Below are 22730 nucleotides of genomic sequence, written 5' to 3'. Positions count from 1 at the left end.
GGGTTGCGTCCCCGCAGCAGGGGACGTCCGGCGCCAGGCCGTGGATGCCGGCCGCTCGGACATCAAGTGGCACTTTGCTTCTACTTTCGGCTGCGCCGCAGTCGGCAACGGCCGCCGGGCGGCTGTGGGGATCGACCCCGGCCGGAGAATCGCCTGCGTGGCGCGCTGTCCGGGACCTCTGAGGAGTGCGCGGGGCGTCAGTGGCCGTTCATGAGGATGCGAATGGACTGTGTGAGGGGGTTACCGGAGCGGCACGGCTTCTAAAGTATGTATTGCTAAACGCACACTTTGTATTGCAGATTGACGTTGTTCGTGTTGAAGATGGCAGGGCGCGCCCGCACGGTCGTGCACATAGGACCACGCCGGACCGTTCGCCGCTGCCTGTCTGCCTGCATGGCTTCGTAGGCACACGGTCACCACCAACACGATGGGTAACCCGATGCCACGACGTCTGACGCCAACGCTGGCCACGATGCTCCTCCTCTGCGCAGCCTGCACGTCCCCACCTGCCACACCGGCGCCCCCGACGCTGGCACCGGCGTCACCGTCACCGCAGGCCCGCGACGTGGCCGTGGCCGCCTACATCAGCATGTGGCGCGCATACGAGAAGGCTCTGGCCGCCGGTGACCCGAATGCACCCGACCTGCGAACCTACGCCGACGGCCCCGCACTGCAGCTGCTGACCCGCGCTGTGCGCTCCACCAGCGAAGCGGGACTGCGCGGTGCCGGCACCACGACCCTGTCACCCAACGTCGTCGGCATGTACCCGATCGGCGCACCGACCCGGGCGACGATCACCGACTGCATGGACACCTCGTCCACCCGCGTGTACCGGCCCGACGGGCAACCCTACGCCGACAACCCCGGCGGCGCCCGGCAGATGACAGCCACGGTCGTACTCTCCGCCGACGGGACGTGGCGCGTAACCCAGATCAAGCTCGGCCAGGTCGGCTCATGCTGACCCCCAAGCTGCGTGGCGTCGCGTTCGCCGCAGCCGCGGCGGTCGCCGCGACGCTGACCGGTACCCAGACCGCCGCCGCCGACGTCGGCGGGGGAGTGACCTGCAACATCCAGCCTCGCCCTGACGAGTGCACGGTCGTCGTAATCGTCGTGACCGGCGGCGGTGGCAGCGGTAGCGGCGGCCGGATGCGCTGCTGGCTCAACGGCAACGAAGTCCCGTGCTACGACCCGGACTTCGGCTGGCTGCACCGCGACGGCTGCCGCTACAAACGCAAAGCCGAGCAGGATCCGCCCCCGGCCGACGGCCCGCGGCCGGGGGCGTGGTACTCGCGCAACTGCACCTTCGCCGGCGGCGGCATGGGAAACTCGCAGGTCTGGTTCGCCGACAACGACGCCCCCGGCACGGGTCCGCTGATCGCGACCGCCCTGGCCGCGCTGCGTCCGCCGAACCCGACGGTGCGGATCAACCCCGGCCCGCCGGCGCTGCCGATCGTGCATGTACCGACGTGGCTATGGATCGACGCCATCACCTGGCAGCCGTCGACGGCTACCGCGTCGACCGGCGGCGCGTCGGTCACCGCGACCGCTACTCCAGTGTCAGCGACATGGCTGCCCGGTGACGGCAGCCACCTGACCTGTGCCGGACCTGGCCTGGCGTGGTCAGGTGGTGACCCGCTCGGGTCGTCGGCGTGCTCGCACACCTACACCCGTGCGTCGGCCGCGCTGCCTGGCGGCACCTTCCTCCTGCAGGCGATGGTCACCTGGGACGTGACATGGGCCGGCGCCGGTATGTCCGGCGACGCCGGCACGCTGACGACCACGACCACCGTGCCGGTGGCGGTCGTCGAGGTGCAGGGACTCAACGTCGGCGGCACCCGGTGAACACACCGACACCTCCGGCCGTCGCGCCGCGGCGGCCTCCGGTCGCGCACCTGCTCGGCGGGCTGCTGCTGATCGTGGTCTGCGTGCTGCTGTCGCTGCAGGTCTACGGCCGCATCGACGACCGGACCCCGGCTCTAGCCGCAGTCCGTGACGTCGCGGCCGGGCAGCAGCTGACCGCCGCCGACCTGCGTCAGGTCATGGTCGGCGCCGACGACGGTCTGCTGCTCATACCTGCCGCAGACCTGGATAAGGTCGTCGGCCGGGCGGCGGCGGTCCCGCTGCGCGCCGGTCAGCTGATCGCCGCGCCCCAGCTGGGCCCCAGCGACTGGCCACCAGCTGACAAGGCACTGATCGCCGTCGGCGTCGATGAAGGTCACCTGCCCGCCGGAGTCGTCCCAGGGGCCCAGATCAGCGTCATCACCCCAGAGTCCGCACCCGGGACCGCCGCCCCCAGCACCAAGACGCCAGGCAGCCTCGCATCGGCGTCCTCGCCGACAGCCGCTCCCGCAGGCACCGGAACCGCTGCAGTGCAGGTGCGCGGGACGGTCGTGGCCGTCACCGCTTCGTCTGAGAAGGCCGGGTCGGTCGTCACCGTCCTCGTCCCGGCCGCCGACGCCCTGCTGCTGGGAGTGCCCCGCAGCACCGACGTGGCCATCATCGTGTGGGGAGCCCCCTGATGCTCATCGTGATCGGCAGCCTCAAAGGCGCACCCGGCGCCAGCACCCTCGCCCTCGCGCTCGCGGCGACCTGGCCGCCGCAGCAGCCTCGGCCGGTGCTGCTGGAAGCCGACCCGGCCGGCGGCCAGATCGGCGCCTACTGGAAGTTCTTCGAGCTCCCCGGTCTGTGGTCGCTGGCTCAGGACCTGAACCGCGAGGACAGGTGGCGGCCGCGCGAGCACGCGATCCGCTTGCCGATCGGCGTCGACGTCGTGGCCGGACAGGCCCGCGACAACGTGCGGGCCGCTCAGGTCGCCGCCGACCGCGCCGGTGCCATCCCGACCGGCGACGTCGTGATCGCCGACGTCGGCCGGATCGAACGCGGCGGCCCGTGCGGCGGATTCCTGGCCGCCGCCGACCACGTCATCGTCGTCGCCCGGCCCGTCGAGGCCGAACTTGCGCTCGTGCAAGGGCACGCCGAAGCGCTCAAGGCGGCGACCGGCGGCACGATGTGGCTGGCAACGGTCGGGTCGGGGCCGTTCGGCAACGGCGAGATCCTCAGTGCTGTCGGCCTGCCGCATCTGGGCCAGGTGCCCCGCGACCGGCTCGCCGGGCCGCTGCTACGCGGCGAGCGGTGGTGGCGGCACTGGCGGCTGTTCAGCCTGTTCCGCAAAGCGGCACCGATCGCCGAGGCGCTCGTCCAGGCCGGTCCGCTGGTCAAGCCCGGCCCCTACGACCTTGACCAGTCACCAGAACCCGTCGCTGGCGGCGACACCGCAGCAGACCCGACCGTTGAGGAGGACGACCCGTGGCGCATCCTGCCCGTGAGCTGACCACCACCGACACTGCTAGCGATGCCGCCGGTGACAGCGCGCAGCTTAGGTTGGCCCAGCAGCTGCGTGAGCGTGTGCGATCCCGGCTGGTCGAACTCGACGGTCTGCCGGCCGAGCAGTGGGCTGCGCAGCTGGGGCGGCTGCTGGACGCCGTCATCGACGACCTCAACGCCGATGCCTTCGAGCAAGGTATGGCGTTGGCTCCTGCGTCGGTGATCGCGGCGGCCAAAGCGCAGGCGATCCGGCTGCTGACCCCGGCCGGTGGGCTGCAGCTGCTGCTGGACGACCCGCGGATCACCAACATCTTCGTCAACAGCGCCGAGCAGGTGTGGGTCCGCTACACCGACGGCACCAAAGCCCAGGCGCCGCCGGTCGCCGCCAGCGACGCCGAACTCATCGAGATGATCCGCCTGCTGGCCGCAGGCCGCGACGGCACGGGGGAGGAGCGCCGGTTCGACTTCGGCCAGCCCCGCCTGTCGCTGCAGCTGCCTGACGGCGCCCGACTGTTCGCGGTCCAGGCCCTGGCTCGGCGGCCGTCGCTGTCGATCCGCCGGCACCAGCTGCTGCGGGTGACCCTCGACGATCTGGTCGCCCGCGGCACGTTGACGGTGCCGCTGGCGCGGCTGCTGGCCGCGATCGTGGCCGCGCGCCGCAACGTCGTCATCGCCGGTGGCACCGACAGCGGCAAGACGACCCTGTTGCGGGCGATGGCCAAGGCGATCCCGTCCCGGGAACGGATCATCACGATCGAGGACACCTACGAGCTGGGTCTGGACTTCGACCCCGACCACCCCGACTGCGTCGCGCTGCAAGCCCGGGAGGCGAACCTCGAAGGCGAGGGCGCGGTCGACCAGGCCGAGCTGGTGCGGTGGGCGCTGCGGATGGCACCGGACCGGGTCATCGTCGGCGAGGCCCGAGGCAGCGAGGTGCTGCCGCTGCTCAACGCCATGTCGCAGGGCAACGACGGCAGCCTCGCGACGATCCACGCATCGAGCTCGGCGCAGGCGATCACCCGGCTGATGACGTACGCCGCGCAGGCACCGGAGCGGCTGAGCTTCGAGTCCACCGCGATCCTGACCGCCGGTGCGGTCCACTTCATCGTCCACCTGGCGTTCGCGCCGGACGGGACGCGGGTGGTGTCCAGCGTGCGGGAGGTCCTGCACGCCGACGGCCGCGACGTCTATACCAACGAGGTCTACGCCCCCGGCCCCGATCGGCGCGCGGTCGCGGCCGCGCCGCTGCGTGCCGAGACCGCGGCAGACCTGATCGCGGCAGGACTCGACCCCGGGGTCCTGGACACCAGCGGCCGGTGGTGACGATGCGCGCACTCGTGACGCTGTTCGCCGTCGGTTTCGCCGCAGGGGTTCTGCTGGTCGTGACGGGACTGCGTACCCGCCGTACGCCACGCGAAGCCGACGGTGCGGGGCATCCGATGCTGGCCCGCACCGGGACGACTACGACCAAGGTGGTCCTGGCCGCCGCCGGTGGCCTGGCGGTGGCCGTGCTGACCGGCTGGCCTGTCGCCGGGCTGCTGGCCGCGGTCGCCGTCCTGACGCTGCCGCGAGCGCTAGGCCGCGACCGCGGCCACGAGCAGCGCCTGGCCCGAATGGAGGCCGTCGCGTCCTGGGCCGAGGACCTCGCCGGGACGATGCGCGCCGCCCGCGGGCTGGACCAGGCCGTCATGCAGACCGCGCAGACCGCCCCGACCGCGCTCGCACCGCAGCTGGCCGCACTCGCCGACCAGCTGCGCCGCGGCCGGCCCCTCGAACAGGCGCTGCGGGCCTTCGGCGACGACCTCGCCGACCCCACCGTGGACCTGGTCACCGCGATGCTGCTGTACGCGGCCACGCGTCCGGCGCGTGACCTCGCCGCAAGCCTCGACGCCGTCGCGGCCACCGCGCGGCGGCAGGCCGCAGCCCGGATGCGGATCGCCGCAGCACGTGCCCGCAGCCGGTCGGCGGCCCGGATCGTCACCGTCGTGATCGTCACGGTCGTCGCCGGGATTCAGCTGGTGGCAGGAGACTTCCTCGTCGGGTACGCCACCGTCGCAGGCCAGCTGCGCCTGGCGCTGCTCGGCGGCGGTGGGGGACTGTGCCTGTGGTGGATGCACCGCCTGGCGGTCATCGACGACATGCCACGCATCCTTACCGCCAGCCGACACGAACTGGTGCAAGCGTCGCCGCAGTGGCAGAACCCGACCTGGGCAGGCCGGTCATGATCGAGCAGATCGCGCTCGCCGGTGCGGGGATCGGCGCGGGCCTGGCCGTCATCGGCTGGGGCCTGTTCCCACCGCGCCGACCACTTGCCGTCGCACTCACCCGTCGGACAGTCAGCGCCCGGCGGCTGGGCGTGCGGGCCCGGCTGGTCCAGGTTCTGCAGGAGCGGGGACTGCCACCGGCACGGCTGCTGGCCGATCTCGCCGTGTGCGAGACCGACCCGTCCGCCCACCTCGCCCGCCAGCTCACCTATACCCTCATCGGCCTTACCGCGCCCGCGGCCCTGTTCACGCTGCTGGGCCTGACCGGCGCTGCGCCCGGATGGGTGCTGCCCACATGGCTGTGCCTGGCCTGCGCCGCCGCTGGTTTCTGGCTGCCGAACCTGCGGGTACGGCGTACGGCTGCGGCGCGTCGGCTGCTGATGGAGCACACCCTGTCGACGCTGCTGGACCTCGTCGCGCCCGCGCTGGCCGCCGGCGCCGGAGTGGAGCAGGCGATGCGCGACGCGGCGTCGGTGTGCACCGGCTGGGCCGCCGACCGCATCCGCACCGCGCTGGCCACCGCCCGCGCCGGGCAGCTGCCGCTGTGGCAGCCCGTCGACGACCTCGGCACCCGGCTGCAGGTCCCCGCACTGCGGCAGCTGGCGACCAGCCTGCGCCTGGCCTCCGGCGAAGGAACCCGCATCCGGGCGGCGATCACCGCCCGCGCCGACACCCTCGCACAGAAACTCATCGCCGACACCGAGACCCGCGCCGCGTCGGCCACCGAACGCATGGCAGCACCGCTGATGCTGCTCGCCGGTCTACTGGCGGTCTTCCTGATCACCGCCGCATTCGACACCTTGTAAGGAGAACCACGATGAAGTCCATCCGTTCCCGTCTCACCAGCCTCCGGCGCCTGCTTTCCAGCGACCGGGGTGCGTTCAGCACCGAGTACGCCATCGCCATCGGCCTGGCCGCCGCCCTCGTCCTCATCGTGATGATCGCCTACCGGACCAGGGTCGAGGCGGTCCTCAACAGCTGGGGCTTCTGATGCGCCGCCGAACCGACCGCGGTGCCGCAGCAGTCGAATGGGCGATCGGCGCCCCGATCCTCGTCCTGCTGCTCGCCGCGGTCGGCTACGGCTTCGCCTTCGCCCAGGCCTCCTACGCCGCCCGCGCCGCCGCGCAGACCGCCGTCAACACCGCCCGCGTCATCGGCGGCGACCCCGGCACCGCACAAGCCAACGCATGGCAGCAGATGGACGACCTCGGCGGCGCCGCCACCGGCATCCACGTCACCGTCACCAAAGACCCGCAGAACACCACGGCGACGGTGACCGCGACCATCCCGACCCCGCTGGGCGATCTTCCGGTCGCCCACACCGCGACCGGCCCGACCGAACACTGGACCACCCAGCCCTGACCACCGAACCGAAAGGAGGTGACCCATGCCGAACTGCGAGCATCCGCTGCCACGTGCGCGACACCGTCGGCAGCACGCTGACGACCGCGGCTCGACTGCCGTCGAGCTCGCCCTCGCGGTGCCGATCCTGCTCACCGGAGTGCTGCTGATCCTGGTATGCCTGCGCGCGGGCGCCGCGCACATCGACGTCACCTCCGCCGCGTCGGCCGCCGCCCGCGCCGCTGCCGCGCAACGCACCCCGGCGCTGGCCGACACCGCTGCCCGCGACAGCGCCACCACCTCGCTGGCGGGGCTGTGTCAGGGCGTCACCGTCGCCGTCGACGCCAGCCGCTTCGCCCGCGGCGGCGCGGTCACCGTGACCGTGACCTGCACCGCCGACCTGCACCACCTGACCGGCATCAACCTGCCCGGCCAGATCACCACCACCCAGACCGCGACCAGCCCCATCGACCTCTGGCGACAGGAGCCCAACCCATGACCAACCACCTCAGCCGCCGCGACCGCGGCGCGGTGTCGGCATGGACCGCCGCCATGAGCGTCCTGGCCGTCGCCCTCGCCCTCACCATCGTCGCGCTCGCGCAGGTCCAGGTCGCCCGCAGCCGCGCAGCCAACCTCGCCGCCGAAGCCGCCCGCGCCGGCGTCCAGCACATCGACCTCACCGCCTACCGCACCAGCGGCGACCTGGTCCTGCAACCCGGACCAGCCACCGCCGCAGCACAAGCGCATCTCGCCGCCGCAGGCGCGACCGGGACCGCGACCGTCACCGCCAACCGGCTCACGGTCACCGCCACCAGCCGCCAACCGGTGCCGCTGCTGGCGATCTTCGGCATCGGCGGCGAAATCACCGTCACCGCGACCGCCGCCGCCCAACCGTTCACCGCCGACCCGGCAGGAGGCCCATGATGACCACCGTCCCACGCCTGGCAGTCCGCACGGCCAGCCTCCTGACCCTGCTCACACTGCTGGCCGGCGTCCCATGGCTGCTGATCGTCACCGCCGGGTGGCCGCTACCCGACCACATCCCGACCGGCTCCGAGGCCGGACAATGGCTCACCGACCCACTGCCCGACACTGTCTACGCAGATGCTGCCGCGATCGCCGGATGGATCATCTGGGCGCAGTTCACCGCCCATGTCATCACCGCGCTGCACCGCCGCGACCGCAGCCCCCGGCCCGGCGCCAACACCAACCGGGGCCCGCTGCGTGCACTGGCCGCGCTACTCATCGCCGGCGTCCTAGCCGCCCCCGCGCAGGCTCTGGCCGCACCCGCCACGACGGCCCCGCCGACCGCGGCCACCACGCACGCCATCGCAGCGCCGCCCACAGACCAGCCACCGGCCGCACTGCGGACAGCGCCCGCGCCGACGCCGGGAACGGTCGCGGCCAGCGGCAACAACACCGAGATCCGGTACGTCGTACGCGGACAGCGCTACCACGCCATCGTCCGTCCCACCGACACCATGTCCAAGATCGCCAAGCAGTGGCTCGGCGACTCCAGACGCTGGCCCGAAATCTGCAAACTCAACCTCCACCGCCACTACCCGAAGGTCGGCGGCACACTGCGCGACTGCGACCTCATCTACCCCAAGTGGGACCTGCGGCTGCCCGACGACGCCACGCCACCGGCCACCGCGACCCCACCGGCAGCGACAAGGCCCTCGCCGGCCACACCCGCGGCGACCACCCCAGCACCCAGCCCGGCAGCCGACCTCGATCAGGCCCCGCCCGCGATCGCCCCGCCCCAGGCGCCCCCAAGCCCGGTCTCCGCCGCCGCCCCGCAGCAAGACGCATCCGTCACCGAGCACCACGCACGGGACGTCACTGACATCAAGCCAGCGGCAAACCAGGTCGGTGACGGCGTGCAGCTGCCTGGCGGATGGACGCCCGTCGGGCTCGCCGCAGCGCTCGCCGCAGCCGCGGCCCTGGTGCTGCGGCGCCGACGGGCCAACTACGTCCCCCAGACGGTCACCGCCGAACTGACCGACGCACCTGACCCGCCCACACTGCCGACGGTCGTCGGCTGGATCCGGCACGCCCTGCGACGCCGCACTACCACCACCAGATCCGCCGACGACAGCACCCCCGACAGCATCGCGGCCGGCGGCCCGACCGGAGCTGAACTGGCCGGGGCCGGGGCCCTGCCGCTGGCCGCCGGACTCGGGTTGGTCGGTCCCGGCGCCCTGGACGCCGCCCGCGGCATGCTCGTCGCCACGCTTTCCTCGGGGCACCGCGACGACCCTGACGCCCAGGGCCAGGCGGTCATGCCCACCGATACCCTGCAGATGCTGCTCGGCGGGGCAGCCCGCACAGTGACTCCGATCCGGCGTCTGCACATCACCGACACCATCGGCGAAGCCGTCGCCCACCTCGAAGAAGAGATCATCCACCGCTCCCGCATCATCGCCGACGCGCAGACCACCGAGGCCGCCGACCTGCACAACCCGCGTGCCTACGCCGAGCCGCTGCCGCAACTGCTGCTGATCGCAGGCACCCCCGACCCGCGCTGGCACACCCGGCTGGCGACCGCGGTCGCGTTGGGGGAGTCGGTCGGCATCGGCACCGTCATCATCGGCGAGTGGCCGCGCGGCACGACCCTGGAAGTCGCCGCTGATGGCACCACCGACGCCACCGGCCGCCGCCTGGCGGTGCTGGACACCGGCACAGCCGCCCAAGCCCTCGAGATCCTGCGCGAAGCCCACGGCGACGCTCCCGCCCCGGCGCCGCTGGCCCCGGCGCAGCCTCAGACTGCCGTCCCACCGCGCCCCGCTGTTCGGCCGCAGCGTGAGGAATGCGGTCAGCGGCCGCCGGTGCGGATCAAAGTCCTCGGCGTGCCCGCCGTTCTGGACCACGCCGGTCGGCCCGCACCGCGACTGCGGACCGCGGCCCGGGAACTGATGGTCTACCTCGTCATGCACCGCGACGGCGCCGCCATCGACGACATCATGGAGGCGATCTACCCCGACGCGACCGTCACCCGTGCCGGCGAACGCCTGTCCACCGACGTCGCGAACCTCCGCAAGGTCATCCGCACTGTCGCCGGTCCATCAGTCGACGGCGGCCGGATCGAGCCTGTCACCAACTCCGGCGGCCACTACCGACTCAACGCCGACCTCGTCGACGCCGACTGGTGGACCATCGCCGACGAGTACGCCCAGATCGCCGCCGCACCCGATGACCAGCACCGCCTCAAGCACCTGCACGCCGCCCTCGCCGAGATCACCGGACCCCTCGCCCAGGGCTGCCTGTACGAGTGGAGCACCCTCGACGAGGAACGCGTCCGCCGAGCCGCCCTTACCATCTACGCCCAGACCGCGGCCATGTACGCCGAGTCCGACCCGCACCAGGCCCGCTCGCTGCTGAACGCCGCCTGTGCCGTCGACCCGCTGTCGGAGGAGCTGGCCTGCCGGGCCATGCGCGCCGCAGCCGCTCACAGCGACGCCGGCGCCGTCAGCCACCGCCTGGCCGTCCTCACCCGCGACCTGCACCAGGCAGGCCTCGAACTGTCCGACGACACCGCCCGGCTGGCCCAGCAACTGCTGACCGACCTGACCACCGAACCCGGCAACAATCGCCTCTGACCACACCAGGTGGACCGCAGCACGATGCCCCGCCCACCAGCCGCCGGCGCCCCGACCAAGGCACGGTCCGCGCGCTGGCTCAGCGGCGACAACTGAACACGCAAGGAGCCCAGCTTGACATCTCCCCCAGCCGAAGCAGGGGGATTCGACGCTCACGGGTTGAGCTTTCTGCTTACCAGTCCGTTGCCGACCTGGGTTACCAGCAAGGAGCGGTGTACCGCCCATCGGTCTTACACAGGCTCCACAGACCTGACTTCCCGCCAGCCCGGCGGTAGGCCCGACCGGCTTGGTTCTCGCCGGCCAGGCCGCAACAAATTAGACCACCCGTTCGCTTCCGCGGCACCGGCGGATGCCGTATCCGCCCTGAGGGCGAACCGGCTTCTCCTGCCCTGCTCCGCAGGAGTTCCGTTTCCTCTCCGGCCGGAAGGCACGAGTATCCAAGGAGGCATCCGATGAGGATCAGGACCATCAAACCGGAGTTCTGGACCAGCGAAACCCTCGCCAGGGTTCCGATCCGGGCCCGGATGACCTTCGCGGGCACGTGGACCTACGTCGACGACAACGGCGTCGGCCGCGACAACCACTGCCTCATCACCAGCGAGATCTACCCCCTGGAACCCGACCCACGCGAAGCCCGCGACAGCACTCGCGAGGACCTCGCGAGCCTTGCAGAACATGGCCTGATCATCCGCTACGTCGTCGACGGCAAGCGCTACCTCAAGGTCACCAACTGGGACGAACACCAGCGCATCGACCGGCCCAGCAAACCCCGCTACCCGCAACCCGACGCCGACGGCGCAGTCAGGCTCGACGCCGCGCACGCCAGGGAACTCGACCTGCAGGCATGGCCTCAGCCACAGCCCGCCCCACACCCTCGCGACATCTACGCGAGCCGTGCCGCACACCAGCGCACCACCCGCACCACCGCAGTGGTCCGCCGCCACATCACGCGCGTGATCGCCCCGCCATCGTCACGCGAACGGGTGGGATGTCCCGAGGCCCGGCGACCGGTCCAGAAACATCACGTAAACCCCTGCACCGCTCTGTGGCCTGTGCAAACTATCTCGGAATCGGCAGGTGCGCCAACAGCCTCGCTGCGGTCTCGCGAGGATGCGGCGACACCCCAGCGACTGGAACAGGGAGCAGGGAACAGGGAAGAAGGACCAGGGATCAGGGATCAGGTAACACACCCTCGGTCACCGCCGAGGCGCCGCCGCTGCCGACCAGCGCGGTCGATGTTCCTGAACGCCCTGCCAGTCCTGTGGGTGCCGCTGAAGCCGGCCGATCGGCGCGTTCCTCCGCGCCACGGCTGGCCGTGGCTGCGGCCGACGTCGGAGCCGCTTTCGACCGCTTCTGGGCTGCCTATCCCAAGCGTGTCGGCAAGGCTGATGCCCGCAGAGCATGGGACAAGATCGCCAAAGCCGAGGACGCCGACTTCGACGCGATCATCGCCGGTGCCGAGCGCTACCGCGACGACGGCGCACGCCGCCGCGGCGGCGACCAGTACACCGCGCATCCCGGCACCTGGCTGCGCGCCGAACGCTGGCTCGACGAACTCACCCCAGCCGACAGAACACCGGCCTTGTCGACCGCCGACCAGAAAGTCCGCGCAGGCCTGGCCGTCGCCGCGATGTTCGCCGAACGAGAAGCCCAACAAGCCCGAGGAGAACTCGAATGAAACACGCCGACATGGCCCGGGTGCTGGCCAGATGCGCCTCGTTCGACCAGCGGGTCGTCACCGCCGACCAGGTCACCGCATGGCACGAGGTCGCCGGCCACCTCGACGTCGACCACGCGATCCAGGCCGTGGCGCACTTCTACGCCCACCACCGCAATCGGATGTGGCCGGTCGACCTCACCGAGACCATCACCATGCTCCGATCGCAGCCGCCGGCAGACCAGCCGCCAGAGGGAAAGGACGTCCCGTGAAGCCCAGCGAGATGGGGCTTGTGCTGGCCAAATGCGCCGCGTTCGACTCCCGCACGATCGGCGAGACCGACGTCGTTGCCTGGCACGAAGCCGTCGGCCACCTCGAGTTCGACCTTGCCATGGAGGCTGTGTCGCGGTTCTACGCCAACAGCCGCCAGCGGATGTGGCCGGTAGACCTTGTCGAAACCGTCCGGCTCGTCCGCGCCGAACACGAGCGCCGACAACGCATGATCCCGCGGGCCGCGCAGCGCCTCGAACCGAACACCATTAGCGACCCGCGACTGCGTGCCGCCGTACGCCAGATCGCCCAAGCCGCGAGCGTTTCTCGTCAAGCCGCTCCCGACACCGACGAGGTCCACCAACGCGCACTGGAAAGGGCTCGCACCGACCGGGCCGTACAAGCCAGCCCGCCTTCGCGACGGACAAGGTCAGGGCCGCCACTCGACCTTCAGGCTGTTACCGTCCCGCCAGCCTGGGCCAGGGAGGAGATACGGGCGCTGCTGTCTGATGCCGCACTGCACGAGCGGGGCAGACCCTGCGGACGCGTGGGATGCGCGAACCGTCACTGCGCCACAGGTGCAGCAGAGATGTAGGTATGGTTCGCCGCCGCACAGACAAATGCTTTCCGAAGCGCGACGGCGGCGAACCGCAGCAGTCACCGAAAGGCAGTCATGCGGCCCTGAGAGGTCGATCAGGGTCACCGCGAGTTCGTTGCCCACCGCGAGTGTGGCGGTTCCGGTGCCCATAACGCCTGCGCCGAGGTCGGACATACGATGCGTCATAGCGCCTCACAGATGGGTATCGACATCCCTCAGCGCATCATGGCTGTCGATGTCCAGTGATAGGCGCGGGTAGTTCCGCGGACTCGATGCGTCACAGGACGGCCAGGCGTGCAATGCTTGCGGCATAGGTCTCTTGCCGCCGCACCTGTGCCGTTCCCGCGATGGCGTCGCGGTGCTGGATGGACTGCCCGCGCCGGCGTTCGCCCAGGACTGGAGCGGTGCGGGTCACGACAATCTACGCACCGTTGAGCAGCTGCGCGCACACGGCCGGCTGCTCTGCTCTGCCGGGCTGGGCGAGGACGAGGGACATGCGGTGGTCGACAAAGCATTCCCGCACGCGCTGCACGAGGTCATGGTCATCTCGGCGGGCAAGCGGGTCCGTTCCGGCCTGCACGACCACTCCGCCGCATACGACACCGTGCTGGCACGGCTGTTCGGCACGTTCGTCGATCACTGCGCCGACGCGGAGTTGGCTCCTGTCATCTCCTGGAGCTACGACCCCGCCACCGGCGACCGTGCCTCGATCCAGTCTCGCAAGAGGTTCCACGCACATCTGGTCGGGCGCACCCCGCAGGAGAGGGCTGTCATCGCCGCGCAGGCCACGACGCTGAGGCACTGCGACCCGTACCGGCGCCGCCGCATTGTCGAGGAGGTGGCGGTGCTCGCGGCGCCGCTGATCGCCGACTGCGTCGAGCCGAGCAGGTTGGCGGTGATGCGACACGTCCCGCCCACCTCCGCCCACCCGGCTGCGGCCCGGTTCCGGCTGCACGACGGGTGGGCGACCGCCGCCGATCCGCGGTTCTACCGTGATCTACGCGTGGTGCACGAGCTGCTGCGGCGTATGTACGACGCGATCGCCGCCGCCTGGCTCACCGGGGTCTCCGGACACTGGCGCCGTCCGGGCCGCCGCGCTCGCCGCTGAGCTCGTCGCCTGCCGTGCCGTGCTCGAGCCGTCGATGGCCACTTGACCGGCGTACCTAACCGATCCAATCGCCTCCCGAACCGCGTTCACTCGCGGCCATCTCGACCCCCGCAACTTCGTTGAGCCGGCATCGGTCAGGTAACCGTCCTCGGCCACGGCCTGCCCGCCCCGACCCCTTTTGGCGGGCAGGCCCGATCCGGCTCGGCGGAGATACCTGCTCAGGGGGCCGGCAGCGCCGTCCATGGCACAACGCCGGAACGTCCGGCGTGAGTCCCGGCATGATCCTCGCGTTCTTCCGGCATCGGTATTCGGCAGCCGTGTAGCCGATCTCCGGAATCGCCGCATCGGGCGCGGAAATCCTCTACTGTGTGACGGTCATCCCGCTTCCGGCTACTCGCCGCTAAGCTGATACCGCTTGATCGCATCCCGTCGACCCGAAGCTGCAGGAACCGATGGTTATGACAATAGTGCCGGTGGGAGTTTCGGCTCTCGATGAGATCATTCAGCCTAGGTCGGTGTTCCTGAGCCACAGCCGCTGGGACCACGTCTACGCGCGTGCTCTGGCCGATCAGCTGGAGTCCGCGGGCGTGCGCACCTGGATCGCCGGTCCGACCCGTCACGCGCGGGGATGGTGGGACGACGTGTCGGTGAACCTGGAGTGCGCCGCAGCGGTCATGGTGTTGATGACCGAGCACTCCCGGTGTGCCGCCGGCGTTCGGCAGGAAGTGGATGAGGCTCGGCGAACCGGCAAACCACTGATCCCGATCCTGCTCTCCGGTGATCCATTCCTGCTCGAGCCGGCTGAGGACGTTCGAGGCGGCACACTGCCGAGTGACGGCCTTATCAGGCGAGTGAAACTCCTCTGCGTGAGCTGAGAGGGACGGCCGCTTCGGTCCGACGCCACGTCCGTCGGAAACGCGACAGGTGAACGGTACTTGCAACAGCGCTCGGCAGCCGAAAAGATTCTTCTCTGGGAGAAATCGACGTCGCCGGGAGCCATAGAGTGCCGAAGCTGGTGTTCATCCACGGAATCGGCGGCAGCCGCGACAGCCGTGAACACGTTACTTCCTGGATCGGCGCCTTTCGTCGCGGCGCGATTCGTGCAGGGCATCAGAAGGTGGCCGACGATCCCACCTGCGGCGGCCGCGTGGAGATTGCCTTCGCGAACTATGCGGACCTGTTCCGGCCGTCGCAGGCCCAGGGTGCCGGCGAGCCCGAGCTGTCCGACGAGGACGCCGAGGCGCTGATTGCACTGCTGGTCGAGGAGATCGACCTGCGCCTCGACGACGGCCCACCCGATGACGTACGTGTGAAACTGCGCAGCGCCCGGACCCAGCTCATGCCACCGGGCCAGAAGCAGGGTGCGCTCGGACCGGCCCGGAGACTGCTCGGCGTGCTGACGACACTTGGCTCGGTGTTGCCCCACCCTGTCGCGAACTGGATCAGCGCAAAGGTCATGCGGGGGCATTTCGCGCAGGTCGTGCGCTACCTCTCGCGCGGTGAAGCCGACAACACCGGCACGACCCTGGACGCGCGGATCCGCGATCGGGTGCGGGCTGCGATCGGCGATGAGCCAGCGATAGTGGTCGCCCATTCACTGGGCAGTGTCGTGGGGCTGGAGACACTCCATGAACTCACGACGCCCGTTCCGCTCTTCATGACCATGGGATCGCCTATCGGAATGAGGACCGTCGTCTGGCCGAGGCTTCGGCCGCAACCCCCGCGGACCCCCGAAACGGTCGGCCGGTGGCTGAACTTCTGGGACCACGACGATGTGATCGTGGCCCGTTCTGGTTGGGATGGGAAGATCGCCCCCAACACGGCCGGCGTGGTGGCGCTCACCGACCGCGTCGACTCCACCGGACTGTGGGTGCATCCTGCGACCACCTATCTGAGCACGCCTGGTGTGGCCGGGCCACTGGCGGAGGCCGTGGCGCTGCTGGCCGGTTCGGCAGACGCATGAGCGCTCGCCGGCATCTCATCATCGTCGCATCGCAATGCGCCGCCGAGGAAACCGTCCTCGTCCGGTTGGGCGAGGCAGCGGACGGCTTGGAGAAGGCGTTCCTCGACCCGCTGGCCGGAGGTTGCGTCGGCGGATTCCGCGACGGCAGCGCCGTGCTGCGTGACGCGGGCTTCCAGGACACCATCGGCGCCCTCCACGGCGCCATCGAGCACGCCGCGCAGCAGCGCGCGACGCTCGTCCTGTGCCTACTCGGCCATGGGTTCGCACCGGGGGAGTCCAACCGCCTGCACTTTCTGGCAATGGACTCGACTCCGGAGGCCGCCGCGAAAGCCGTCGATGTGGGGAGCATCGTCGCGGCAGCCGCCGGTGATTCGCGCATCAACGGCGTCATCGTCATCGTGGACACCTGCATGGCCGCCGCAGGTGCGCCTGCGGTGGCCGACCTGCTCGCCAGCACGGCCGGAGGCCAGCTCGGTCTCGTGATGCTCCTTGCGGCAGGTCGAGGGGAGTACGCCATCGACCTGCGAGTCTCCCGCGGGCTCGCGGACCTGCTGAGCACCGGGTCCGCTGATTTCGGCGACAAGCTGACCATGGCCGATTCCCTGACCCACTTGAGGCAGCTCATACCCGACCAGAATCTCACCGCCGTTACCGTCGACGCCGGGGGAGATGCTGAGGGGGCCCGCTGGCTGAGCCGCAACCCGCTGAGCGGGCAGGCGCCGGATGGGCTAGGCGCATGGGGGTCTTTCGGCCGCGGCTATCTCCGTGACGTGATCGCTGGTGCTGATGAAGACGGTGAACTCGCGGGGGCGCCCACACTGTCGCAACTGCAGGCCAGGCTGCAACGCCGGCTGCAGACGTCTGCCGTGCAGCGGGTGTCGGACACGCTGGCCAAGCTGGAGGCTGCCCGGCTGACGGGCGCCTTTCTACGCTCATGGTGCCCGCAACTGCTCACCACCTCGACGCTGCGCAAGGCCTTCACGACGGTCGCGACGTGGCCCGGCCGCCTGCGCCAGATGCCTGACGGCCCCACCCTGTACACCGAAACGGACTTCGTCGAGTTCCTGGCGCTGAAGGACACGACGAAGGAAGAGCCCTACCAGGTGGGCCTGACCCGTTTCGTCGCGGCTGTGGCACGGCTGGGCGAACTGGCGCTCGACCACCCCGACCTTCTGCGCTGGGCAAGTTCCCTCGACGCCGGCGTTCACGCCAGGAACGCGGCGCAGACACTCCTGCGCTATGCGGCGGATCCCGCCCTGCGGCTCATCATCGACCTGCACACGGCGCGGACCACGAGCCAGTGGCCGGTCGCAGCAGATGTGTGGCTGCTGCGCGACGGGGTCCTGATACGCCACGAACGCTTCACCCACGACGGCAAGCCGGATCAGGCGAGCACCGAAGCGCTGGTCAACATGGCTGTCGACTGGGCAGATGACCTGCCGGAGGCCATGGACACCGGCGTCAGCGAGATCGACATCGCCATGCCCACCTGGCTGCTGCTGAACTGGCGACCCGAAGCTATGTACGCGTCGGGTCCCGGCCTCTCGGAGACGGGCGTGCTGTACCAGAGCCGCCTGGGCTCGGTTTACCGCGTGGGGACGCGCTGGAGCAACCTGCTCGGCCCGGGCCGCCGCGGCACCGGATCGCAGCGGCTGTGGCGGCACAAATCCAGGCGGCTGGACCTCATGGACGCTCAGGACGGCGCATGCACGATCAGCTGGCTCACCCCTGCTGCGGCAGCAGACGGAGCGGGGCTGCAGCAGAGGCTCGCCGACGACTCCTCCGCCACGACCTTCGGGCTGCACCAGCACCCCGGCATGAACCTGGCGCTCATGGACCTGCTGCTGTCCTACGCGCCTGTCGTCATCTGGCCGGACCCGGGCACCGAGCCTGACGCGGTCCAGATGGAGGCGATCGTGACGGCACGGTGGGGTCAACTGCCCGACGAGTTCCTGCAAGCGATCCGGCGGCGGTGGCGCCTGCCGGAGCAGGACCCGATAGCCGATCTGCGGACGGTCTGGGATGACCGCGCATGGCTGGGGTTCTGCCGGAGCCTGGACACCAGAATCGGTTTAAGGAGCGCGGCATGACCTGGACGGCAGCTCCCTTCGTGGGTGACGGTGTGCGCCGGCAGGTGGCACTGCCGCCACCGCCGCCATGGCGTACCTTTCCCCGTCCCTCGCTCGCGTCGGCCTTCCAGCCGACCGAGGGGCTGACGGACGCCGTGAACGCCGCGCTGCTGCTGCGCCGCCCGCTGCTGCTGACCGGAGCGCCAGGTTCGGGCAAGTCGACGGTGATCGAGGCGGTCTCCGACGAACTCGGACTCGGACCGGTGCTGCGCTGGCACATCACCTCCCGCAGCACGCTGAGCGACGCGCTCTACCGATACGATCCGCTTGGTCGCATCCATGCCCAGCAACTGCATCAGGACGATGACATCGGCGTCTTCATGCAGCTGGGCCCGCTGGGCACGGCTCTGCTGCCGGGACCGTCCCAGGCCCTGCTCATCGACGAGATCGATAAGAGCGACCTCGACCTCGCCAGTGACCTGCTCGACGTGCTGGAACGCGGCGAGTTCGAGATCCCCGAGCTCGCGCGGTTGAACGACCGGCGGTCGGTGGCGATCAGACGGTGGGACAGCCGAAAAGCCGCGGAGATCGTCGACGGGCGCGTCAGGTGCACCGAGTTCCCCTTCATCGTCATGACGAGTAACGGCGAACGTGACTTTCCCGCACCCTTCCTGCGCCGATGCATCCGGTACACGATGCCGAGGCCGACGCCGGAGATCCTCAGCCGGGTGGTGAGCGCCCACCTGGCAGGTGCCGATGAGGCCATCGTGCAACAACTCATCCAGGCCTACCTGCTTCGCCTCAACAACGGCGAGCAGGTCGCCGTCGACCAATTGCTCAACGCCGTCCATCTGCTGTCCGGCAGCCACGCGCCGACGGGCGCGGAACGCAGCGAGTTCCTCACCTCGATAGTGATGCACGACCTATCGGGCGGCTGATGGTGTACGAGGTGGAGAAACGGTTGCTCGAGCAGCTTCCTGACATCGACGCCGTCGGCATCGCCGAAGCGGTCTGGTTCGCGGCGCTCGTCGGGCAGCAGGCCCGGACAGGCGCCGCAGGCTCCGCTCCCGTCCCGTCCTCGACCGACGGCGGTGACTCCGCGTCCCGGTCGACGGTCGGCGGCGGTGGCGCAGCGGCTCGGCAGGGCGAGGAGGCCGAGGTCGTCGATCTGGTCTCCCAGCCGGGTGCCTCGACCGCTGGACGGCATGTCCGGGTGCATCGGGGCAGAAGCCTCGCCCGCAAGCTCGAGATCGCCCGTGCCATGCGCCCGTTCAAGCGGCAGTGGCCGCACGGGCACACGTACGAGCTGGACCTGGCGGCCACGGTCCAGGCATACGGCAGGTCCCGGCTCATCATCCCGGTGCTGCGCCGTGCCCCGGAGCGCTGGTACGAGGTCGCGCTCGTGGTGGACCAGGGCATCAGCATGGCCGTCTGGCAGGACACCATCGCCGAACTGAACGACATCCTGAGCCAGCTGGGCGTGTTCCGCTCCGTACGAACGTGGAAGATGCATGTGGCCGACGGCGGTGAGACCGCCCTGCTCGACCACCGGCAGAAGGCGGGACATCCGCGGTTGCGGTCGTCTGACCGGCGTCTCATCCTCTGCGTGGTGTCAGACTTCTCCAGCCTGGGCTGGTACACGGATAAGCCCTGGAACCTGGTGCGAGAGCTGACCGCCTCCGGCCCGACGGTCCTGATCAACCCGCTGTCGGCGGCGCTGTGGCGGCACACCGGCCTGGACCAGCCGATCACCAGGACGACCGCGCCGCAGACCGGCAGCCTGAACCGGAACCTGACCATAGAGCTGCCCCCTGAGCTGCGCCGCTCGCCAGGGCAGCGGTGGCTGTCGGTGCCTGTGGCCTCGCTTACCCCGCACTCGTTGGACCGGTGGGCCAGGACACTGATGCGCGGTGACCGGGACGGCTGCGACAGCGTGCTCATCGCCGCAGACCCGGCCGCAGGTGCCGCCTGGCCGGATCCCGTCAACGGAGCGGCCTGGGACGACGGGGCCAACGACGAGCCGGACCACCGGTCGCCGGCGGACATCGTCGAGGCGTTCCGCTATCTGGCGTCCCCGCTGGCGGACCGGCTCGCCGTGCTGGCGTCGCCGTACGAGCAGATCACCATTCCCCTGCTGCACCTGCTGCGGCAGGAACTGCTGCCCCAAGCCACCACGGGCGACATGGCCGAACTGATGGTGGGCGGATTGTTCTCCGCCACGCGGGATGCTCAGGGCCAGGTGGAACTGCGTTTCCAACCGGGAGTCAGTGCGCACTTGCAGGCTCGGCTGACCGAGGAGGACGTCTGGCGGACGCAGGAAGCGCTGTCGAAGCACCTCACCGAGACCATGGGACTGCCGGGGCAGTTCATCGCGGCCGTCTACGATCCCGCCGGCGACGCCGAGATCCCGGCCAGCCTGCGACCGTTCGCCAGAGCTAGCCGAACCGTGCTGGATCTGCTCGGCGTGACCGCGCCGCAATCCTCGCCGCCGGAACCCGCGCCGCGTGAACCCCATGATCCATCGGTCGTGCCGCAGTGGGACGGGCATCCCTCGGCCGGGCAGCGGCTCCTCGCTGTCCAGCAGCTCCTCGCTGTCGAGCAGCTGCTCCAGGCGGCGTTGGACGACTCGCCGGTCAGGCCGCGGCCGAATGTCCTCGTCGTGGTGGGAGAGGCCGGCACGGGTAAGACCACCATCTTGGAAGAGTTCGCACGTCGGATCCGTGAGGTCAGAGGTGCGGAGGTCTACCGGCTGCGCGGACGCTTCCTGGAGCAGGATCTACGCGCATTGCGGAGCGCGCTGCCCCGGGCGGAGGCAGTCCGGTCGGACCGCCTTCGGTTTGTGGTCGTCGACGGAATCGATGAGCAGACGTCGTTGAGCGTCGACGACGTGGTGACGGCATGTGACGACCACCCGATGCTGACCATGGTATTCGCCCTGAGGAAGCGGCCCAGGCTTCGTACTGCGCAGATCGCGCTGACGGTCGAGGCGCCGCCCTACGGATCCCCGGCTCTCACCCCTCTGCTCGAGCTGACCGACCACCCCGCCCAGACCGTGTCGGTACAGCTGGCGTACGACGAAAGACACCAGGTGACGGTCGTCGCGTACAGCGCACCCATGCCGCCGAACACGGGAACAGGGCAGCGTCAGTTCGAGGCAGAAGTCGAGCTGCTCCGGGAAACGGCCGCCCATCCCCACATCGCCGACGTGCTCAGCTGGGGGGCCCATGCCGGCCGGTCATTCCTCCACCAGCCGTATCTCGGGGCCGATTCGTTGCTGCGCAGGCGGCTGCCGCTGGCACAGGCACTCGACATCGGTGCCAAGCTGGCCGACGCTCTGAGCTATGCCCACTACGTCGGCATGAGGTTCGGATCGATCACTCCGTCGAACATCGTGCTCGTGGACGGTGAGCCCGTGATCACCTCCTTCTACCTGCCGTCTTGGGGTCAATCCCCGCCGGGGGGCCCGCTCGCGGCCCCGGAGCTTCTGCGCGGCGCAGAGCCCACCACGGCCAGTGACGTATACGAACTGTGTACGTGTCTGCTGCTCAGCCTCGACGACAAGACCGTGGACGCGCCCGGAAGCCGCCCCGGCCATCCCGGCGGCGGTGATGCCATCATTCACCGAGCGCTGGTCTCGCTGCTCATGTCGGGCCAGTCCCTGGCGCCGGATGCCCGACCGGCAGCGGCGACGCTCCGGGATCAGTTGTACGAGCTACGGCGGCAGGTGGCACGCGGCAGCAGCCAATCCGGCCTGTCCGCGGCGCTGTCGACCCTGTACGCGTTCTCCGAACTCGGCACGTCAGTGCGGATCTCCGCAGGCGATCTCTTCGCCCGGCAGACCCACCTGGTGATCGGATTCAGCGACACCTTCGACACCTCGACGGAGCAGGACCGCATCATCAACAGTAGGAGCCTCCAGGGTCAGCTTCTACGGCGCGTCTACGAGGATCAGCCGGCGAGTCTGGACAGGGCGATCGAACGCGCGCTCGCGGGCAGATCACCGGTATCCACGGAGCCACGGTCGGCGAAGCCGTACGGCAAGCTCCATCGTTACCCGTTGGGCACCGTTGCGGTGCTCGCCCACGGCGGCCGGTCCATCTTCGCCGTCGCCTACAGCCGTATGAGCAACGACCTGGTGGCCAGGTCGAACTATGAGTTCCTCCGGATGAGCCTGGACAACCTCTGGAGCGCGGTTCGCCGCCATGGCAGAAACGACGTCGTCGCGATGCCGGTCATCGGATCGGGGCTGGCGAGAGTGGAATCCAACGGCCTGCACGATTTCATCAACATGATCATAGGCTCGTTCGTGGAGGCGTCTAGGCGTGAACCGGTATGCCGCCAACTCGATATCATGGTGCGTCCCGTGGACCAATCGGCCATCGACCTGCAGAAGATAGCGAGATTCGTAGGGGATCTCTGAGCAACGTTCAGTCCTGACCGACTCCGAGGGCAAGCAGACCACCTCGAACACCTTTACCGACGGCTGGTGTCGGTCACTGCAGCCCTGCTAGACGATGGTGAGGTTCAGATCGTCGGG

Annotated in this window: 21 protein-coding genes; all 21 read left to right on the top strand. The window is 70.0% G+C overall.

What is annotated here, in order from left to right; genetic code table 11:
• Positions 1 to 472 precede the first annotated feature (472 nt).
• The 21 genes from QEZ54_RS08675 to QEZ54_RS08575 all read left to right on the top strand — a co-directional run bounded on the left by QEZ54_RS08675 (position 473) and on the right by QEZ54_RS08575 (position 22613).
• A complete protein-coding gene (locus QEZ54_RS08675) occupies positions 473 to 961 on the top strand; it encodes a hypothetical protein (protein ID WP_281303982.1) in 489 nt (162 codons plus the stop codon).
• Positions 955 to 1842, top strand: coding sequence for a hypothetical protein (locus QEZ54_RS08670; RefSeq protein WP_281303981.1), 888 nt, complete (start codon positions 955 to 957; stop codon positions 1840 to 1842). The genes QEZ54_RS08675 and QEZ54_RS08670 overlap by 7 nt, the downstream gene beginning before the upstream one ends.
• The gene (locus tag QEZ54_RS08665; RefSeq protein WP_281303980.1) at positions 1839 to 2519 is read left to right on the top strand and encodes an SAF domain-containing protein; all 681 of its coding nucleotides are present in this window, start codon (positions 1839 to 1841) and stop codon (positions 2517 to 2519) included. The genes QEZ54_RS08670 and QEZ54_RS08665 overlap by 4 nt, the downstream gene beginning before the upstream one ends.
• An 8-nt stretch (positions 2520 to 2527) precedes the next feature.
• Positions 2528 to 3331, top strand: coding sequence for a hypothetical protein (locus tag QEZ54_RS08660; RefSeq protein ID WP_281303979.1), 804 nt, complete (start codon positions 2528 to 2530; stop codon positions 3329 to 3331).
• Positions 3307 to 4647: an ATPase, T2SS/T4P/T4SS family gene (locus tag QEZ54_RS08655; protein ID WP_281303978.1), complete on the top strand. Its 1341-nt coding sequence runs from the start codon at positions 3307 to 3309 to the stop codon at positions 4645 to 4647. Before QEZ54_RS08660 ends, QEZ54_RS08655 begins: the two co-directional genes overlap by 25 nt.
• A gap of 2 nt (positions 4648 to 4649) precedes the next feature.
• Positions 4650 to 5549, top strand: a complete 900-nt coding sequence (locus tag QEZ54_RS08650) for a type II secretion system F family protein (RefSeq protein ID WP_281303977.1) — start codon at positions 4650 to 4652, stop codon at positions 5547 to 5549.
• A complete protein-coding gene (locus QEZ54_RS08645; RefSeq protein WP_281303976.1) occupies positions 5516 to 6394 on the top strand; it encodes a type II secretion system F family protein in 879 nt (292 codons plus the stop codon). Before QEZ54_RS08650 ends, QEZ54_RS08645 begins: the two co-directional genes overlap by 34 nt.
• An 11-nt stretch (positions 6395 to 6405) precedes the next feature.
• Positions 6406 to 6579 (top strand): hypothetical protein, encoded by a 174-nt coding sequence (locus tag QEZ54_RS08640; protein ID WP_281303975.1) that lies wholly within the window; start codon positions 6406 to 6408, stop codon positions 6577 to 6579.
• Positions 6579 to 6950 carry a TadE family protein gene (locus tag QEZ54_RS08635; RefSeq protein ID WP_281303974.1) on the top strand — a complete coding sequence of 124 codons (372 nt, stop codon included), beginning with the start codon at positions 6579 to 6581 and terminating at the stop codon, positions 6948 to 6950. The genes QEZ54_RS08640 and QEZ54_RS08635 overlap by 1 nt, the downstream gene beginning before the upstream one ends.
• A 25-nt stretch (positions 6951 to 6975) precedes the next feature.
• Complete coding sequence (locus QEZ54_RS08630) at positions 6976 to 7428, top strand: TadE/TadG family type IV pilus assembly protein (RefSeq protein ID WP_281303973.1); 453 nt, start codon at positions 6976 to 6978, stop codon at positions 7426 to 7428.
• Positions 7425 to 7853 carry a hypothetical protein gene (locus tag QEZ54_RS08625; protein ID WP_281303972.1) on the top strand — a complete coding sequence of 143 codons (429 nt, stop codon included), beginning with the start codon at positions 7425 to 7427 and terminating at the stop codon, positions 7851 to 7853. The genes QEZ54_RS08630 and QEZ54_RS08625 overlap by 4 nt, the downstream gene beginning before the upstream one ends.
• Positions 7853 to 10528: a hypothetical protein gene (locus QEZ54_RS08620; protein WP_281303971.1), complete on the top strand. Its 2676-nt coding sequence runs from the start codon at positions 7853 to 7855 to the stop codon at positions 10526 to 10528. Before QEZ54_RS08625 ends, QEZ54_RS08620 begins: the two co-directional genes overlap by 1 nt.
• 1315 nt (positions 10529 to 11843) lie before the next feature.
• Complete coding sequence (locus QEZ54_RS08615) at positions 11844 to 12206, top strand: hypothetical protein (protein ID WP_281303970.1); 363 nt, start codon at positions 11844 to 11846, stop codon at positions 12204 to 12206.
• Positions 12203 to 12457, top strand: a complete 255-nt coding sequence (locus QEZ54_RS08610) for a hypothetical protein (RefSeq protein ID WP_281303969.1) — start codon at positions 12203 to 12205, stop codon at positions 12455 to 12457. Before QEZ54_RS08615 ends, QEZ54_RS08610 begins: the two co-directional genes overlap by 4 nt.
• Positions 12454 to 13050, top strand: a complete 597-nt coding sequence (locus QEZ54_RS08605) for a hypothetical protein (RefSeq protein ID WP_281303968.1) — start codon at positions 12454 to 12456, stop codon at positions 13048 to 13050. Before QEZ54_RS08610 ends, QEZ54_RS08605 begins: the two co-directional genes overlap by 4 nt.
• Positions 13051 to 13411: 361 nt before the next feature.
• Positions 13412 to 14161: a hypothetical protein gene (locus tag QEZ54_RS08600; protein WP_281303967.1), complete on the top strand. Its 750-nt coding sequence runs from the start codon at positions 13412 to 13414 to the stop codon at positions 14159 to 14161.
• Positions 14162 to 14676: 515 nt separating this feature from the next.
• Complete coding sequence (locus QEZ54_RS08595) at positions 14677 to 15036, top strand: toll/interleukin-1 receptor domain-containing protein (protein WP_281303966.1); 360 nt, start codon at positions 14677 to 14679, stop codon at positions 15034 to 15036.
• A 128-nt stretch (positions 15037 to 15164) separates the two neighbouring features.
• The gene (locus tag QEZ54_RS08590; protein ID WP_281303965.1) at positions 15165 to 16124 is read left to right on the top strand and encodes a hypothetical protein; all 960 of its coding nucleotides are present in this window, start codon (positions 15165 to 15167) and stop codon (positions 16122 to 16124) included.
• The gene (locus QEZ54_RS08585; RefSeq protein WP_281303964.1) at positions 16121 to 18214 is read left to right on the top strand and encodes a hypothetical protein; all 2094 of its coding nucleotides are present in this window, start codon (positions 16121 to 16123) and stop codon (positions 18212 to 18214) included. The genes QEZ54_RS08590 and QEZ54_RS08585 overlap by 4 nt, the downstream gene beginning before the upstream one ends.
• Entirely contained in the window at positions 18211 to 19131 is a 921-nt protein-coding gene (locus QEZ54_RS08580; protein WP_281303963.1) for an AAA family ATPase, read from the top strand. Before QEZ54_RS08585 ends, QEZ54_RS08580 begins: the two co-directional genes overlap by 4 nt.
• Positions 19131 to 22613 (top strand): SAV_2336 N-terminal domain-related protein, encoded by a 3483-nt coding sequence (locus QEZ54_RS08575; protein WP_281303962.1) that lies wholly within the window; start codon positions 19131 to 19133, stop codon positions 22611 to 22613. The genes QEZ54_RS08580 and QEZ54_RS08575 overlap by 1 nt, the downstream gene beginning before the upstream one ends.
• The last annotated feature ends 117 nt before the right edge of the window (positions 22614 to 22730 follow it).

This window comes from Catellatospora sp. KI3 (assembly GCF_029948125.1).
GTDB lineage: Bacteria > Actinomycetota > Actinomycetes > Mycobacteriales > Micromonosporaceae > Catellatospora.
Note: the sequence above shows the minus strand (reverse complement) of the source record. Positions and strands in the feature narration are given on the sequence as shown.